Origin of the sequence: Candidatus Accumulibacter meliphilus, assembly GCF_036625345.1 — a bacterium.
GTDB lineage: Bacteria > Pseudomonadota > Gammaproteobacteria > Burkholderiales > Rhodocyclaceae > Accumulibacter > Accumulibacter meliphilus.
On record NZ_JAZKTZ010000001.1, the window covers coordinates 384,782 to 400,047 of the forward strand.

Consider the following 15,266-nt stretch of genomic DNA (forward strand, 5'->3'; position numbering starts at 1 on the left):
ATCGTGACGAGACAACTATGCCTGCTGACCAGCACCGCATTCCGCTGGAAGCGTTGCGGCAGCGCCTGCGCTGCACAGGGGACGGACTGAGCAGCGCCGACGCCGCCCAACGACTGCTCGAGTTCGGTAGCAATGAACTGCGCGTACGCAAAGAGACCCCCGAGATCGTCAAGTTCTTGCGCCAGTTCGCGAACTTCTTCGCGCTGCTGCTTTTCGTCGGCTCGGCACTGGCGTTCTTTGCCGATTACCTGAAGCCGGGCGAAGGCAGTTTCTACATCGGCGTCGCGCTGCTGGCGGTGGTCCTGCTCAACGCGCTGTTCACCTACCTTCAGGAGCAGCAAAGCGAACGCATCATGGAGAGCTTTCGCAACATGCTGCCACCAATGATCACGGTGCAGCGCGATGGGCAGATATCGCGCATCGAGGCACGCTTGGTGGTGCCGGGCGATGTCATCCTGCTGGAAGAGGGCGACCGGGTGCCGGCCGACGGGCGACTGCTAGAGGTCAATCAGCTCAAGGTAGACCATGCCTCCCTGACCGGAGAGAGCGAACCGCAGTTGCGCAAAGTGGCCTGCACCCACGAGCGGCTGATGGAGAGTCGAAACATGGTGTTCTCCGGCACGCTGGTGCAAAGCGGCAACGGCCGCGCGCTGGTGTACGGTACAGGCATGAACACGCAGATCGGTCAGATCGTGCAATTGACCAAGGAGGCGGGCACGGTGGAGACGCCGATCCGCAAAGAGCTGCGCCATTTCATCCGTGTCATCTCGGCCATCGCCATCGGGCTTGGCGTGCTGTTCTTCGCACTCAGCATGGTGCTCGGCAATCCCCTCATCGGCAGTTTGATATTCGCCATCGGCATCATCGTGGCCAACGTCCCGGAAGGTCTCTTGCCGACGGTGACGCTGGCGCTGACCATGGCTTCCAAACGCATGGCGAAAAAGAACGCCCTGATCAAGAATCTCGAAGCGGTCGAGACGCTGGGTTCGACCACGGTGATCTGCACCGACAAGACCGGCACCATCACGCAGAACCAGATGCAGGTCGCCACGCTGGTGCTGGGCGAGCGCGAATGGTCGGCCGATCGGAGTGGCCTGCAGCAGGCGGAAGGTTTCGCCGATGCCTGGGCCGTCATGGTGCTGTGCAACAACGCACGGCTCACCGAGCAGCACTATCTCGGCGATCCGACCGAGGGCGCCCTGCTGGTTCTGGCACAAGGTTTGCAGCCCATCGGCGATCTGGCGGCGCGTTTTCCGCGCCTGCATGAAAGCCCGTTCGACTCGGCCAGCAAACGCATGATCACCACGCACAAAGCTGGGAGCGGTCAGCCCAATCTCGCCTGCATGAAGGGGGCGCCCGAGGTCGTTTTCACAAAATGCACACATCGTCTGCATCACGGCGAGCGGGTCGAATTCGATGAGTCGGCTCGTCGTACCGCGCTGGAGCTGTACGAAGTGCTGGCGGCGCGCGGCGAACGGGTGCTGGCGCTCGCCTGCAAGACGACCGACGCCGATACGGCCAGCGAGGAGGATTTCGTCTATCTGGGCCTGGTGGGCATGCTCGATCCGCCACGCCCAGAGATCGCCGAAGCGATCAACCGCTGCCGCAGCGCAGGCATCCGCGTCTTCATGATCACCGGCGACTACCACACCACCGCCGAGTCCATCGCTCGTCAGCTTGGCCTGTTCACCGGCGATGGTCAGGTGGTGGCGGGTGAACGATTGCTGGAAATGAGCGAGGATGAGCTTTCCGTTCTGCTGGATAGTCGGGAGTTGGTGTTCGCACGCTCGACACCTTTGCAGAAGCTTCAGATCGTCAAGGGCTTGCAGAAGAAGGGCGAGATCGTCACCGTCACCGGCGACGGGGTCAACGATGCGCCGGCCTTGAAGAATGCCAACATGGGTGTGGCGATGGGCGTATCCGGTACCGAGGTGGCGAAAGAGGCGGCGGACATGGTGCTGCTGGACGACAACTTTGCCACCATCGTGCAGGCCATTGAGGAGGGGCGCACCATCTTCTCCAACATCAAGAAATTCATCGCCTACGTCCTGACCAGTAACGTCCCCGAGATATTGCCCTTCATCGCCTTCGTGGCGATCGATGCGCCGCTGGCGCTGACCGTGGTGCTGATCCTGACCATTGACCTCGGCACCGACCTATTGCCTGCGCTGGGGCTGGGACGCGAGTTGCCGGAACAGGACGTGATGAAACAGGCACCGCGCCGCCGTGACGAAAGACTGCTGACCTGGCCGCTGCTGGGTATGAGCTACGGCATCATCGGCATGCTGCAAGCCGCTGCCGGCTTCTTCGCGTTCTTCGTCGTGCTGCATCGGGGAGGATGGGTGTGGGGCGTCGAGTTGCCGACCTCGGACTTGCTCTATCGAACTGCGGTGACTTCCTTCTTTGCGGCCGTGGTGATCTGCCAGGTGGCGGATGTGCTGATCTGCCGCACGCGTCGGCAGAGCATCCTGTCTGCCGGCATCTTCCGCAACAAACTGATCTGGGTGGGTATCGCGGTGGAGCTGGCGCTGCTCGCGGCGATCTCGCAAATCGAGTTCCTGCAGCCATTCTTCGGCACCGCAGCGATCGGCTGGTTCGAGGTCTCGCTGGCGTTGCCGTTCGCGGTCGCGATCCTGTTGGGTGACGAGTTAAGGCGCTACCTGATCCGGCGTGACAACCGCTTCGTGCAGCGCTGGCTGACCTGGTAGCCGGACCACGCAGAGCTCGGCGCTGGCAGGCAAATGGTTGGCAGACGTAGATTTTCAATCCGTCAAAGGAGCCGGGCCTTCATGCGCGCTTGATGCAAAGCGGGATTCTTCCGGTGATCACCATGGAGGAAGATCCCGATGCCGCGGTAACCGCCATGCTCAGTAATCGCCTCCCACGACTGCCCGTTCCGCGGCGCCATTATTGCCATGCGCACGGTGATTTTTTACACCTCGCGAGCTAAAAGCCATGGCCACCTCTTCTCCGCCGCTCGATATTGGCGCCCTAAAGCGCCTGCGCATTCTCTGTGTCTCGGAAACCGGCTGGTTCGACACCGCCACTGTCTTCGACGACATTCGCGCCGCCGGCGGCGCCCACACCGATCAGTACGCCATTCCCTGGCCACCGTTCGGGCCATTGCACGCCGACAATGTCGCCGGCTCCTCGGCGCTACTGGAAGCTGAAACGATCGATGGCAGCACCCGCCGCCTGTTGTTCGATACCGGCTGGAACCCCGACTGGATGGACCGTCGCTTCGCGAGGAAGGCATCGACCGGCTGTTGCAGGAGCGCAAGATCGAGGCGCTGGGCGTCAGCCACGAACATTTTGATCACTTCTGGGGGATCGGCTCGACGCTCAAGCACTGTCCGGAGATTCCGATTTACCTGCCCGCAGGCTTCCATTCCGCCGGCCTGGCCTTCATCCAGCAGCACGGCCATACCGGAAGCGTGATCACCGTCCCCAGCGAGCAGCCGCTGCTACTGTTTCCCGGCCTGGCACTGACCAGTTTCCCGATGAGCACGCTGCTGCAGGTGCAGGGGGAAAACGTCCTCTATGCCAATTTGCAGGACCGGGGTTTGACGATGATCACCGGCTACGGCCACGGCGGTGTGCTGAACCTGCTGGATTACGCGCGGCGGACCTTAAGTGGCGGCGAGCACATCCATGCGATCTACGGGGGCCTGCACGTCTCGCCGCTCGAAGATTGGGACAGCCAGCGCGATTAGATCGTCAAGGCGCTGAGCGGCTATGGAATCGACCGCATAGCCTGCAACCATTGCACCGGCCGTACGGCCGTCGAGAAGATGCTGGCCAGCGGCTTGCCGGTAGAGCGGGGCAGCGCCCGCAACGGATCGCAGACCGATTTATTCCTCGGCAACGGTGACGTGCTGGAGCTGGGGCAGGAAGGCGCCACGAATCCCTAGCGTGGCGGGTGGGAATGGTGGGCCGCGCGTCGCCGATCGCGGCGCCGAAGACTCATTCACTATTTGGTTTGTCGTCCGTACGCTTTGTAAGGTCGAGCGGACATTCGGAAAGCACATGCGACGGGCAGGTCATCGGCCAGAGCGGTCATTGGCGGCACATGGCGCGGACGGCCGGTATAGCGCGTTGACCGGACGTACGGGAAGAAATTTCACCGACCGGCTGCTTCGATCTTTTCGCTACGCCCGGCTCCGACCCTGACCTGCCTGATGACGCCTGCAAGTGCTATGCCCGCTTACCGATCTTCAAGCTTTGGCAGCCGCCGCCAGTGTCTTCGACGTGCGCGGCCGGCAAGTCCGCTTGCAGGTCGATACCGGAGAAAGCGGCCAGCCGGCAGACGGCCAGAGCGTCGCCTTTTACCCGCTGAGCAAACGCCTGGTTGATCCGGCTGCGCCCGTTGAGACGACGACAGACGGTGGCCGGGTTCGCCTGACGCTGACCTTGCATGCCCGGCAGCAGGCCGCGCCGGAAAGTGTCGATGGGGTCGTGGTTGTCAGCGACAGCGACCGTCGCCGGGCCTACCAGGTCGCCGCCAGTCCGGCGCACCTGGTGGCATCGGCGAGTTTTGGCGCCGGCGATGACCTGGCGCAGAGCCTGCCGCTTGTTCTGTTGCTGGCGACGCTCGGCGGCCTGGCCCTGAACCTGATGCCTTGTGTTTTCCCGGTCCTGATGCTCAAGGCAATTCACCTGCTTGAGTCGGTCAAAACCGGTGGCCACGGTCAGCGCCTGCACGGCCTCGCCTATACCGCTGGTGTGGTCCTTTTTTTCGTCCTGGTGGCCAGCGTGCTGCAAATACTCAGGGCCAGTGGCCACACGGTGGGCTGGGGATTCCAGTTGCAGACGCCGTGGTTCGTGGCGGCGCTCACCTACCTGTTGTTCATCCTCGGGCTCCGCTTTTCCGGCATGGTCGAAATCGGCGGTCGATTCACCGGTATGGGTCAGTCACTGGCTGGCCGCAGTGGCTACGCCGGGTCGTTCTTCACCGCCGCGTTGGCTGCCGTGGTGGCCAGTCCGTGCACTGCACCGTTCATGGGCGCGGCCATTGCCTACGCCATCACGCAAGCGTTCTCGACCTCGCTGCTGGTCTTCATCGCCCTCGGTTTTGGCATGGCGCTGCCTTTCCTGGTGGTCTCGTTCGTTCCCCTGTTGGCCCGCAGCTTGCCCCGGCCCTTGGATGAACGTCTTCAAACAGGCGATGGCCTTCCCGCTCTACCTGACGGCGCTCTGGCTACTCTGGGTGCTGGGCCGGCAGACCGATGTGACCCATGCGGTGCTGGTGCTGGTCGGCATGTTGTTGATGGTTTTTGCCGCTTGGCTGTACGGCTTGCGGCCTCCGGCTGGCAGTGCCTGGCTGCGGATCAACGTCGGCGTTGCCGCGGTCAGCGTGATTGGCGCGCTCGCCATCCTGTTCCATCCGGGCTTGCGCTCAAGTGCGCCCGGGCCAGCGGCGATCGTCACCGACGCGCCGTTCTGGGAGCCGTACAGCGCTGACCGGTTTGCCGCGCTGCGCGCTTCCGGTCGCCCGATATTTCTCAACATTACGGCCGACTGGTGCATCAGCTGCATCGCGAACGAGCGCGTGGCGTTGAGTGTTCCCTCCGTGCGCAAGGCCATCCACGCGGCGGGCGTCGTGCCGCTGAAGGGTGACTGGACCAACGGCGATCCAGCGCTGACCGAAATCCTCGAATCCTTTGGCCGCAATGGCGTGCCCCTCTACGTTCTCTACCCGGCGGACCCGAGCCGTCCGCCGCAACTCCTGCCGCAGTGGCTGACGCCCATGAGTGTGTTGGAATCGGTGCACGCGCTCGTTCCTGGACCCGAGTAAAGCCCGCAGAAGCAAAGTCAAAAACAGCACCGGGGCAGCGCCGTCCAGCTGATAGCGAAGTCAAATGCACAACTTAAACTGGGTTGAGTTGCGTCTTGACTCAGGGGACCACCTTACATGCGGATAGGCAATAGCGAACAGATCAGCTTCAGCGTCTACAAGCTGCTCAATGGATCGATCGTCGTTCTTGCGCTGCTGACCGTGCTGGAGGGCGCTGCGCTGACCGAATGGAGTGCGATGGCGACCATTTTTGTGACACTTGCGGCGAACGCCGTCGCCGAGGCCTTTTCCCGCGGGCTGGCGGAAGAAATCGCACGCAAACGCCGGCTCACTTTCGATGAAGCTGGCGTCTTGCTGCGCAATTCGCTGATTGTTATCGTTCCCGGCGTCGTTCCCGCGCTGGCCTTCGCTGCGGTTTCCGCCGGCTGGTTATCGCTCGACATGGCCTTTGCCTTGGCCTGCTGGTTCCTGGTGTTTGTGCTTTTTGCTTCCGGTTTCATGGCGTGCAAGGTGAACGGCTGTCGAGTCTTGCGTGGTCTGGCCTATGGCTTGGTGATCAGTTCTTTTGGCCTGGGCATCGTTGCCTTGCGTCTGCTGGTAACTTAGTTTGCAAAGCGGCGATTATCCGCAACCGGCATCGGACGGACTCGCCTCAGAAATGCACCGAACTCTGGCGACTCATCAAGCAGCCGGCCCGGCAGCGCCCGCAGAGCGTCTACTTTTTCTCGCGCAAGGTGCAGCGAGGTTTCGGTGGTCTGAAATTCGCGCCGTTCCGCGGGGTCGGCGATACGGTCGAAGGAAAGCACTGCAAAATCGACCGTGACCTTCGGGCAGGTCGGGCATCGTCCTGCGTTGACATAGGCGGACCACATGTCGAAGCTTTGCTGTGCGAGCAGCGATGTTTCGGCGTTGAGCAGGTTGGTGGTCGCGTCGGCGAGCGCCTGGGTGGTATCGATCAGGCCCGGGCCATCCTCCGAGGTGAGCCAATCCCGGCCCGAGACGGTCTGGGTATTGGATGCGATGACGAGCACATGCTCCACCCGAGACAGCGCATCGGGCGAGAAGGCGCCAGCCATTTCGAGCACGCGTCCGTAGTGGTTGACCTCACTCATGATGCTACCTCGAATGCCGAGATTGTCGACAATGCCGCCGTCGATAAGCCAGACATTGGGAACGGCATTGGCATCGCTATAGCTGCTCAGCGCGGTCGCTGCATGAAAACGGCGATCTGCCGGGTTGCGCTCGGCCAGTGCCTGCGTCACCCAGGGTGGATTGCGTCCGGCGCATGGGCCTGGGTAGTTGCGCAGCACAACGGGGGAAAACAGGAATGGTACGGCCGCCGAAGCAATCACCGCCCGGGCGACGGAGTAGTTTGAGAGGTCGCAGCACAGATAGTCGAACTGCATTTGCGTAAAAGAAAAAGTGGCGCCCGTATTGAGGTCTGTAGCATTGAGAATGATGTAAGGGGTGTTTCCTGAAGAGGAAAGCTCGGCAAAGGTGCGTTGTTCGAAGAGCGTACTGTCGAAGTACTCGGCGACCGCGTCGGTCCGGCTGAAGTGTGGCGCTACAATCCTGACCAGTTGCTCGGGGGAAAGCAGCCAGGAAATTATTTCGCCCGTCACGTTGCGGTAGAGAAAACGCATCGGAAATTCGGTAACCACCCGTTCGCCGAAGAGTCCGAAGTAGGCGGCAGTAAAGCTGCCTCCAGAGACTGCGGTGATCACGTCGACCTCGTCGAGAAGGCGACGCGCTTTGCCATCGACGAGGATTTCCGTGGCGGCGAGTTTGTCGAGAACCCCCAACGTAAAAGCCGCAGCCCGGGTGCCGCCGCCCGAAAAGGTCAGTACGACGAAGAGCTTGGGTGAGTTGTGGGGCAGGCGATTCGCGAAAGTGTACGCCTTGTCCGGATCGCTTTTGCCAAGCAGTGCGTTGTAAGGCTGGGCGGCACATCCGGTAAACAGTGCAACGGCCAGGGCCGCTGTCCGAAGAAACCCCGGTAGGGCCTGAATCGCACACAATGCAGGTTTCAAGGCTTTCACTTCGCCTTTATTGAGGATCGCTTGGCCAAGACGAAATACGCTCGAAGTAGGATAACCAAGCATCTGAACCGACAGGCCAGTTCGCCAGGAAGCGGTCTCTCCAGGCTGAATGATCGTAGTGAATTGGTATCTGGTCCACGTACGCGCCACGCATAGTGGCGCCGGCGTGCCGCGCTCCTTTTGGCGGGTGACAGCTGACGCGCGTGAGCAGGCCGCTTTGCTGGCCACCCAGATTAGGCATGCCGGCCGCCCCATTGTTACTGAGTAGGCCGGCGTCGATGTGCTTGAATATTGGGGTGCAGGTGTGTGTGCTGGCAAAGACATCGACCTTCGCGCGTTTGAACGCATTATGCAGCCATGCTGGTGCATTCTTTTGGTCGAATGCACCGGGATCGAAGCGCCAGCCGGCCAGAGAATCGGCATCGCCATGGACAATGCCGATACTGCAGTCGGCGACCCGGTAACGCGCAATCATTGGCAATTCGGCGAGTGCAGCAAGGATCTCCGGATGGCGAGCTGCTGTTTGCTTGAGCCGAGCATGAATGCGGTTGGAGCGTTCGACGACGGCACTATCAACGTATTCAGGATAGGCGCAGCCGCAGCCGGCCGCGTCGCCGTCGGCCCCAAGTTCGGCCTCGACATTGCCGGCGGTGGCACGATGGGCGAGCACGCGGCGATTGATTTCAGCGAAACCGGCGTCATCGACGTTGAACCAGTTGAAATCACCGTTGAAAACCAGCATGACCGGGCCGGTTTCCTGCGCCGCCATAGCTTCGATGGCATCGAGCGCCGGCAGGTTGCCGTAGAGGCCGCCGATGACATATAGCGTTTCAGCTTCGACGGCAGACAGCGCGGCGATGGCTTCGGTACCATAACGGTAGCGCAGCGGGCAGCTACGCCCGGCTTCTTCGCTCATGTCAAAAACCACCGCTTCGGATTCGCCGCAGCGAGCGGCCAGGGGCGCCGGACCTGATCGGTGTCCGGGCGATACAAATTCATTAGTTTTTGGTCGTCGACCGCAGCAATTGGCAAATCGAAGGCGAGGCGTCCCTGCTTTAGGCCAAGGACACGCTCGGCCAGGATAGGCAGCAGCGCCGGATTATGAACGACTGAAATCAGCGTCGCATGGTTCGCCGCCTGAGCCAGCAGGTGGCAGACCTCGCCGGCAGCGACCGGGTCGAGCGCTGCCGTCGGTTCGTCGGCAAGAATCAGTTTGGGTTGCTGGACGAGCAGGCGGGCAATGGCGACCTTTTGCCGTTCGCCGCCGGAAAGCCTGTCGGCCCGTGTCTGGGCGCGCGGAAGCAGGCCGACCGCGTGCAGCGCAGCTTCAGCATGGGCGATCTCGGCGGCCGGAAAACAGCGCACCCAGCTTCGCCAGACGCGAAGGCCACTAAGCCGACCGAGGCTGCCGATCAGCACGTTTTCCAGCGCCGAGAGGCGGGTCACCAGATGCAGGCCCTGGTGGATCTGCCCGACTTCGCTGCGCAGGGCGCGCAGTTCATTGGTCGACGGCTGGGCCAGCTTGTGGCCGAGAACCTCGACTGTGCCGTGTGCCGCTGGCATGAAACCGGTGAGCAGGCGCAGCAGGGTCGATTTGCCCGCGCCGTTGTGGCCGACGATGGCGATACGCTCGCCTTGCCGGATGTCGAGCGCGTCGACATCGAGCAGCGCCCGGCCGTCGGCAATGCAGCAGACTTTGCGCAGAGAGATGGTATTTTTGGTCATGACAAGGCCTGCCGGATGCGCCGGCTCATGGCATCGAAGGCGGAAACCATGAGCACGATGACGATCAGTACGGTCGATAACCGCCCCCACTGGAAAAGCGAAGTCGCTTCGGTGATCAAGAGGCCGAGCCCGCCGGCGCCGATGATGCCGAGAATGGTCGAATCGCGGATGTTGAATTCCCAGACGTACAAATGACTGGAAACGAATTGCGGCAACACCGAGGGCCAGACGGCGTTGAAGAAAACCTGATCGGGCGTCGCGCCGACGCTGCGCACAGCATCAATGGCCGCCATGTCGAGCGACTCGATGGCTTCGGCGAACAGTTTGCCGTAGGTGCCCAGCGAGTGCAGGCCGATGGCCAGGATGCCGGCAGTCGGGCCGAGGCCGACAATGCCGACCAGAACCAGCCCGAAGACCAGGGTGTGAATGGAGCGGGTGATGTCGAGGAGGCCCTTGGCCAGCCAGGCCAGCGGCTTCGGTGCGGCCAGGTTGCGCGCCGTCAGTATCGCCAGAGGCAGGGCAAGCAGGGCCCCGAGCAGCGAGCCAAGAGTGGCAATGCGAATGGTCGTCCAGGTGGCTCGGCCGAGGCCGGCCAAGTAATCGACTTCGACTTCCTGGCGGTTCTCGACGCGCAGCACGGTGCCGTCGTCGCTCTTGTATTCGAGATGCGGGTTGCCGAACCAGACGTCGAGAAAACTCGGGTGGGAAAATTCGCCCACCGTCTTGACCAGGTTGGCCACCGGATTACGCCCCAGCGACAGTTCGTCTTCACTCGCCAGTGTGCCGAGGCAGGCGGCGACGAGCAGCGCGTAGATCAGCGTCAGCCCGAGAAAACCGCACCGGCCGCTGAAAAATTCGACGATGCGATCGACAAAACGGGTCGTCAGGGCGTGAGTGCTCATTATCTCGCCTGTAGTTTCCCGGTGGCCAGGCCTGCGTCGCGGATCGGCTTGTAGAAGGCGTTGTCGCGGCTGACGAAGCCGGTGTAATGCGGCGGCAGCAGCTTGGGGTCGCGCTTGAGTTCTTCACCGATGCCGCTCAAGGCCGCCTGAAGTTTGCCGATCAGCGCCTTGTCGCCGGCCAGAGTGGCGCTGATGGCGAAGGCGTCGTTCGGCAGCGGGTCTGAAGTCCAGATGATTTTCGAGTCCTCGGCCTTGATCAGACCCTGCTCGATCATCGCGTTGCGATTGCGGTTGTAGTCAGCGCCAGCGTCGAGCACACCCTGCGTGACCTGGGTCTCGATCGCCTGGTGCGAGGTGTGGATGACCTTGCTGAAATACTTCTCCGGGTCGATGCCCTGGATCATGAAGTGGTGCAGCGGGATTAGGTAGCCTGAAGTCGAACCCTTGTCGCCAAAGGCGAAGGTCTTGCCCTTGAGGTCGGCAAGCGTGTTGATGCCGGATTTCGGACTGGTGACCGTGATGGCGAAATACTCGGGCTTGCCGTCGTAGAGGATGGTCGAAATGACCTGGACGCCGGCCTGGTGATTGGCCAGTACGTAGCCCCACGGGCCCATTAACGCCAGATCGGTTTCGCCATTGGCCAGCGACTTGGCGAGGCCCTCCCAGCTATCGACGGTGCGCAACTCGACCGGGCGATTGAGTTTTTTCGACAGGTAGTCGGCGAGTGGGCGATAAGTCGCGTCGTTCTTTTCCCGGTCCGGCTGGAAGAGGCCGACGCCGAACTTGGGCGGCGGCTCGGCGGCGCTGGCTGCAGTTGCTACGGTCAACAGGGAAAACGCGGCAAAAATGGAAAGAAGGCGGGCGATGCGTTTCATAGTTTCTCCAGGGTTTCAAGTCGTTGAATCAGGCTTGGCACGTCGATGGGTAGGTAGGTGGTGATGTCGAGGTCGCGATCTTCAAAAACATCGCGATCGGGAAGCTTTTCCTGCCTGTCGGCGATGACGGCATCGCGCTGGCGAACAAGCGCTTCGATATGCGGCCGGTACAGACGAACCATGGCCGTGATCCAGCGATTGACCGCCCAGTTCGGAAAGGCGTGCCCGATGGCGAAGAGGTCGAGCATGGCGACGACCTGTTCGGCCGGGTACCACGCTTCGGCCGTCACCCAGCGATTGGTGCAGAACAGCCCCATCGGGTAACCCCAGGCATCCATCGAGATGGCGACGAGATGGCTGATCGCTTCGTCGCCGGTCGGCCAGGGGTCGCTGGCCAGCGGGTAGTCGATTGGCCGGCTGCCTTCGGGCATGCCATCGGCGCGCAGGAATGTGTGGAAATGGCCGTGTTCATCTTCGTTACCGCGGTGCGCATGGTAGTAATACTGGCCGTGTGTCTCAGCATCGAAGACATCGTCGCTCGGGTAATGCTCGATTTCGACGAAATCTCCCTGGCCGCGCAGGACTTCGCCAACGATGTTGAGGCCGCCATTTTCCAAGGCCCGATAACAGGCTTCAATCTCGCGGCCGGCGGCAAGCATCTCGCGGCGCCGGGCGGTGGGCAGGGCAGTGAGGTCGATTTCCGGGATCATGCGATATCAGCGGAGGCCGTCATCCCCGCCGACCGGTGTGTCGATCACCCAGCCCAGGTTGAGTTTGGCGTTATGCATGGCTTCGAACACGCCAGCCTGGGAGGGGGCCGAGGGCGCCTCCGCCTTGAAGGATGAACACGGCATTTCAGGTACGACCGACTTTTTGTTGTCCATGTTGCCTTCCTCCATTGCAATGATGTGATGGCAAAACCGCCCCGGACTCCGAGACGGTTCCGGTAATCGGGATGTCAGTGCTTTTTGGCTGCGCAGGGATTCTTTGCGGCACACGGATTCTTCGCCGCACACGGGTTGCGGGCAGCACAAGGATTCTTTGCCACGCAGGGATTGGCCTGGCCAGCAGCTGGTTTGAATCCCTTCTGCAGGCTGCCGACATAAGCGACCAGGGCGGCGAGCTCCTTCGACTTCCAGCCCAGCGGCTTGGCTTCCATCGGGCCGATCATGCACATCTGCACCGCCTCGTCGAGATTGATAGCCCCCACGCCATAGTTTTCGCTGGCCATGCCCACCTTGTGTGGGTACGGCTGGGCAAAACTTTCGTTATAGGCGCCGTAGGACTGGTGGCAGGTGGCGCAGGCCATGCCATTGGTGGATAGCTTCGTGTCATTGAACAGCTTTTCACCAAGCTTGATCAATTCGGCCTGATTGCCTTTGTAGGGCGTGTAGTTGGCAGGGCGGGAGATCATTTTTGCGCCGCCAGGATTGGCCGCCGCGCAGGGATTCCTGGCGGCACAAGGGTTACGTGCTGCGCATGGGTTTTTCGCTGCGCAGGGATTGGCTATGGCAGCGCCACTCAGTGCGGTGGCCATGAGGCCGACCGAAAGCATGGCGGTGGTTGTTGCGCGGATATATTTCTTGCGATTCATGATGAGTCTCCTCCGGGTTGTACTACTAGGCAATCGAGGCTGTCTGGGTGGCCTCGTTCGGCGCCAGCGCGCCACCACAACTGCTCCCCGGGCCGGCGGTGCAGCCATAGCAATGATCGGCTACCCGGATTGGGCGGCCGGACAAATCGGCTTCAATCAAATCAGCCAGATGAACCGGCCCGGCCTGTGGTCCGCCCAGCGTCAGCTCGAGCATCTGGTTGAAGTCGCAATCGAAGACATCGCCCCGCCAACCGACAGAGAGCAGTGAGCGGCACATCACGCCCTCAAGGTTGGCCGACTGATAGGCGCCCTTGAGCAGTTTCATGTAGTCATGGAATTCGTTGCGCGACACCAGTTGACTGCCGAAACGCTTGATCGGCATGTTGGCCAATGCGAATAGCTGATTGAACATTACCCCGTAGCGAGTGGCCAGTTGCTCCTTGTAGGCGGCTTCGAGCTTGACTTGGTTGGGCGGCAGGCTCGGCCCGAGCGGGTTGTAGACCAGGTTGAGTACGCGGCCGCAGCCGGGTAGTCCGTAGCCCAGCGCATTTAGCTTACGTAGTCCGTTGATGCTAGCCTGGAAAGTGCCATTGCCGCGCTGGGCGTCGACATTTTCTTCAAGATAGCAAGGCAGTGAGGCAACGATTTCGACGTTTTTCTCGGCAAGGAAATCAGCCAGTGTTTCGTACCCCGGCTCGCTCAAAATAGTCAGGTTGCAGCGATCGATGACCCGCATACCTAGTGACTTGGCTTCGCTCACCAATCGGCGAAAATTGGGGCTCATCTCTGGCGCGCCGCCGGTCAGGTCGAGCGTTTGCACAGACTGCCGACGCGCGAAGTCGAGCAGCAGGGACATGGTCTCCCAACTCATTTCTTCGGTCCGCTTCGGGCTCGCCGCGACGTGGCAGTGGAGACAGGACTGGTTGCAGCGATATCCGAGATTGGCCTGAAGCGTTTCGAGCTTCTGGCGTCGAATGGCCGGGAACTCCGTTTTTACCAACAGTGGAAAGGTGTCACGCATTATTCTTCTCCGAATCTGGCTTAATCATCAATGCCCCGGCCCCGATTTTTGTGGCCACGAGTTCGAGGTTAAATCGTGCCTTAAGAAGGGGCCGTGAAATGCTGAGCGCATCTAAGTTTAGAGGGGTTGCGCCGGGCTTGGCAGAAGGGTCGCGTAGCGCGACTGGAGACGAGTCCGACGCGGTCGCCGAGGTCAGGCGGTGATCAGTGGGGCGCAAGAAGGAAATTGTGCTGCGGGCCGGTCCATGCCGTCTCGCGTGAGGTCGCGGTGCCAATATACAGGCTCGAACGCCGGCGCGATCGGGCGCTGGCGGGCATCGACGCCGGGCCCGTTCCACACGAAACGACATATTGCGACACGAAGTCGCTGGTTAAAGCTGTTCCCACTTCAACAGGAGGGAACCACCCGTGTCACCGGGTGAATCTAGACGCCTGAATCAAGAAGCGGCGTTGACAACGTAACGAAGCACGACAACGTGCGGGGTACAAATCGTGAGACGCGTGCCCTTCTGGCAGCCACAAGCCGGATGAGTGCTAGATAATTGGTATGGTGAAAACATTTGAATCTGTGATAAAGGTCGTGAATCGTAACAAGCGGAAGTGGCTACTACGCTTGAACCAAAAGGTAATGGAGGTGGGAACAGCGCTTTATGTCTGCGCTTTCGTGACCCATACGCCTCCCGGCCGACAGCAGGCACCTAACCCGATATGCTTTGCCAGGGGAACGTGGAAACCCCGTATCGCTCCCTTCGGGGACAGCAGGCTGCAAAGCCTGCCCATGGCGGTGCGGGTGTAGGATGTCGGAAAAAGCGAATGCCGTTCTGTAATCGAACGGATACGGGTTTTAAGGTTACCCGGCGCGAAAGCGAGCCCACGTCCGATAGGTGGTACGTCGCGAGAAAGCTCGGAGAACCGTTGATGTGGGGGAAAGCAAATGGACGCTGCTTCACGGGCGTGTGCACCTCCAACATTGTCGAAAGACATGTACAGCGGCTGTGGGTCGGTATCGCGAAGGTCGCTCGGGGAGCATTCCGAGTTCCCGGGTCGGCACGTATTGAGGCTGGCCTTTGTGCTGCTCGAGCCGAGTGATGGGAAACTATCACGCTCGGTTCCTCGGGGGCTGGGCGCGGGCAACCGCGCCTGGCTACCCTCCGACATCCTGTGGCTTGCCCATTTTTCCGCCACAAAGCCTGCCAACCGCAGGCCGAAAGTCAGCGGGCGCGCGCCGCCTTCTGTATTCGCTCCCTGGCGAGATGGCGGGTTGGCGAGTTGGTTTCGCTACCCGCGAAGGCGCACCACGATTATCGAGGCATCGTC

General features: G+C 61.3%; 13 protein-coding genes and 1 pseudogene. 5 read left to right on the forward strand and 9 right to left on the reverse strand.

The annotated features are described in order from the left end of the window. The first annotated feature begins 17 nt into the window (after positions 1-17). From V5B40_RS01755 to V5B40_RS01775, 5 genes and pseudogenes are all read left to right on the forward strand, one after another. The gene (locus tag V5B40_RS01755) at positions 18-2,708 is read left to right on the forward strand and encodes a cation-translocating P-type ATPase (RefSeq protein ID WP_332352847.1); all 2,691 of its coding nucleotides are present in this window, start codon (positions 18-20) and stop codon (positions 2,706-2,708) included. Positions 2,709-3,266: 558 nt separating this feature from the next. Further along, positions 3,267-3,713 carry a hypothetical protein gene (locus V5B40_RS01760; RefSeq protein WP_332352848.1) on the forward strand — a complete coding sequence of 149 codons (447 nt, stop codon included), beginning with the start codon at positions 3,267-3,269 and terminating at the stop codon, positions 3,711-3,713. 901 nt (positions 3,714-4,614) lie between these two features. Beyond that, positions 4,615-5,046: pseudogene (locus tag V5B40_RS25080) on the forward strand (hypothetical protein); the annotation flags it as partial. 118 nt (positions 5,047-5,164) lie between these two features. Beyond that, on the forward strand, positions 5,165-5,794 hold the full coding sequence (locus tag V5B40_RS01770) for a thioredoxin family protein (protein ID WP_332352850.1): 630 nt from the start codon (positions 5,165-5,167) through the stop codon (positions 5,792-5,794). A gap of 117 nt (positions 5,795-5,911) precedes the next feature. Next, entirely contained in the window at positions 5,912-6,400 is a 489-nt protein-coding gene (locus V5B40_RS01775; protein WP_332352851.1) for a hypothetical protein, read from the forward strand. Here V5B40_RS01775 and V5B40_RS01780 read toward each other — a convergent pair. The 9 genes from V5B40_RS01780 to arsS form a co-directional block, all read right to left on the reverse strand. After that, entirely contained in the window at positions 6,397-7,896 is a 1,500-nt protein-coding gene (locus V5B40_RS01780; RefSeq protein ID WP_332353235.1) for a patatin-like phospholipase family protein, read from the reverse strand. The genes V5B40_RS01775 and V5B40_RS01780 overlap by 4 nt on opposite strands. Further along, entirely contained in the window at positions 7,841-8,749 is a 909-nt protein-coding gene (locus tag V5B40_RS01785; RefSeq protein ID WP_332352852.1) for a hypothetical protein, read from the reverse strand. The genes V5B40_RS01780 and V5B40_RS01785 overlap by 56 nt, the downstream gene beginning before the upstream one ends. Further along, positions 8,746-9,558, reverse strand: coding sequence for a phosphonate ABC transporter ATP-binding protein (locus tag V5B40_RS01790; protein ID WP_332352853.1), 813 nt, complete (start codon positions 9,556-9,558; stop codon positions 8,746-8,748). Before V5B40_RS01790 ends, V5B40_RS01785 begins: the two co-directional genes overlap by 4 nt. Then, the gene (gene phnE / locus V5B40_RS01795; protein WP_332352854.1) at positions 9,555-10,460 is read right to left on the reverse strand and encodes a phosphonate ABC transporter, permease protein PhnE; all 906 of its coding nucleotides are present in this window, start codon (positions 10,458-10,460) and stop codon (positions 9,555-9,557) included. Before phnE ends, V5B40_RS01790 begins: the two co-directional genes overlap by 4 nt. Beyond that, positions 10,460-11,335 (reverse strand): phosphate/phosphite/phosphonate ABC transporter substrate-binding protein, encoded by an 876-nt coding sequence (locus V5B40_RS01800; protein ID WP_332352855.1) that lies wholly within the window; start codon positions 11,333-11,335, stop codon positions 10,460-10,462. The genes phnE and V5B40_RS01800 overlap by 1 nt, the downstream gene beginning before the upstream one ends. After that, positions 11,332-12,045, reverse strand: coding sequence for a DUF6969 family protein (locus tag V5B40_RS01805; protein ID WP_332352856.1), 714 nt, complete (start codon positions 12,043-12,045; stop codon positions 11,332-11,334). Before V5B40_RS01805 ends, V5B40_RS01800 begins: the two co-directional genes overlap by 4 nt. A 6-nt stretch (positions 12,046-12,051) precedes the next feature. Further along, entirely contained in the window at positions 12,052-12,219 is a 168-nt protein-coding gene (locus tag V5B40_RS01810; RefSeq protein WP_332352857.1) for a hypothetical protein, read from the reverse strand. Between the two features lie 74 nt (positions 12,220-12,293). Then, positions 12,294-12,929, reverse strand: a complete 636-nt coding sequence (locus tag V5B40_RS01815; protein WP_332352858.1) for a cytochrome c peroxidase — start codon at positions 12,927-12,929, stop codon at positions 12,294-12,296. Between the two features lie 25 nt (positions 12,930-12,954). Beyond that, the gene (gene arsS, locus V5B40_RS01820) at positions 12,955-13,950 is read right to left on the reverse strand and encodes an arsenosugar biosynthesis radical SAM (seleno)protein ArsS (RefSeq protein WP_332352859.1); all 996 of its coding nucleotides are present in this window, start codon (positions 13,948-13,950) and stop codon (positions 12,955-12,957) included. Positions 13,951-15,266: the final 1,316 nt, after the last annotated feature.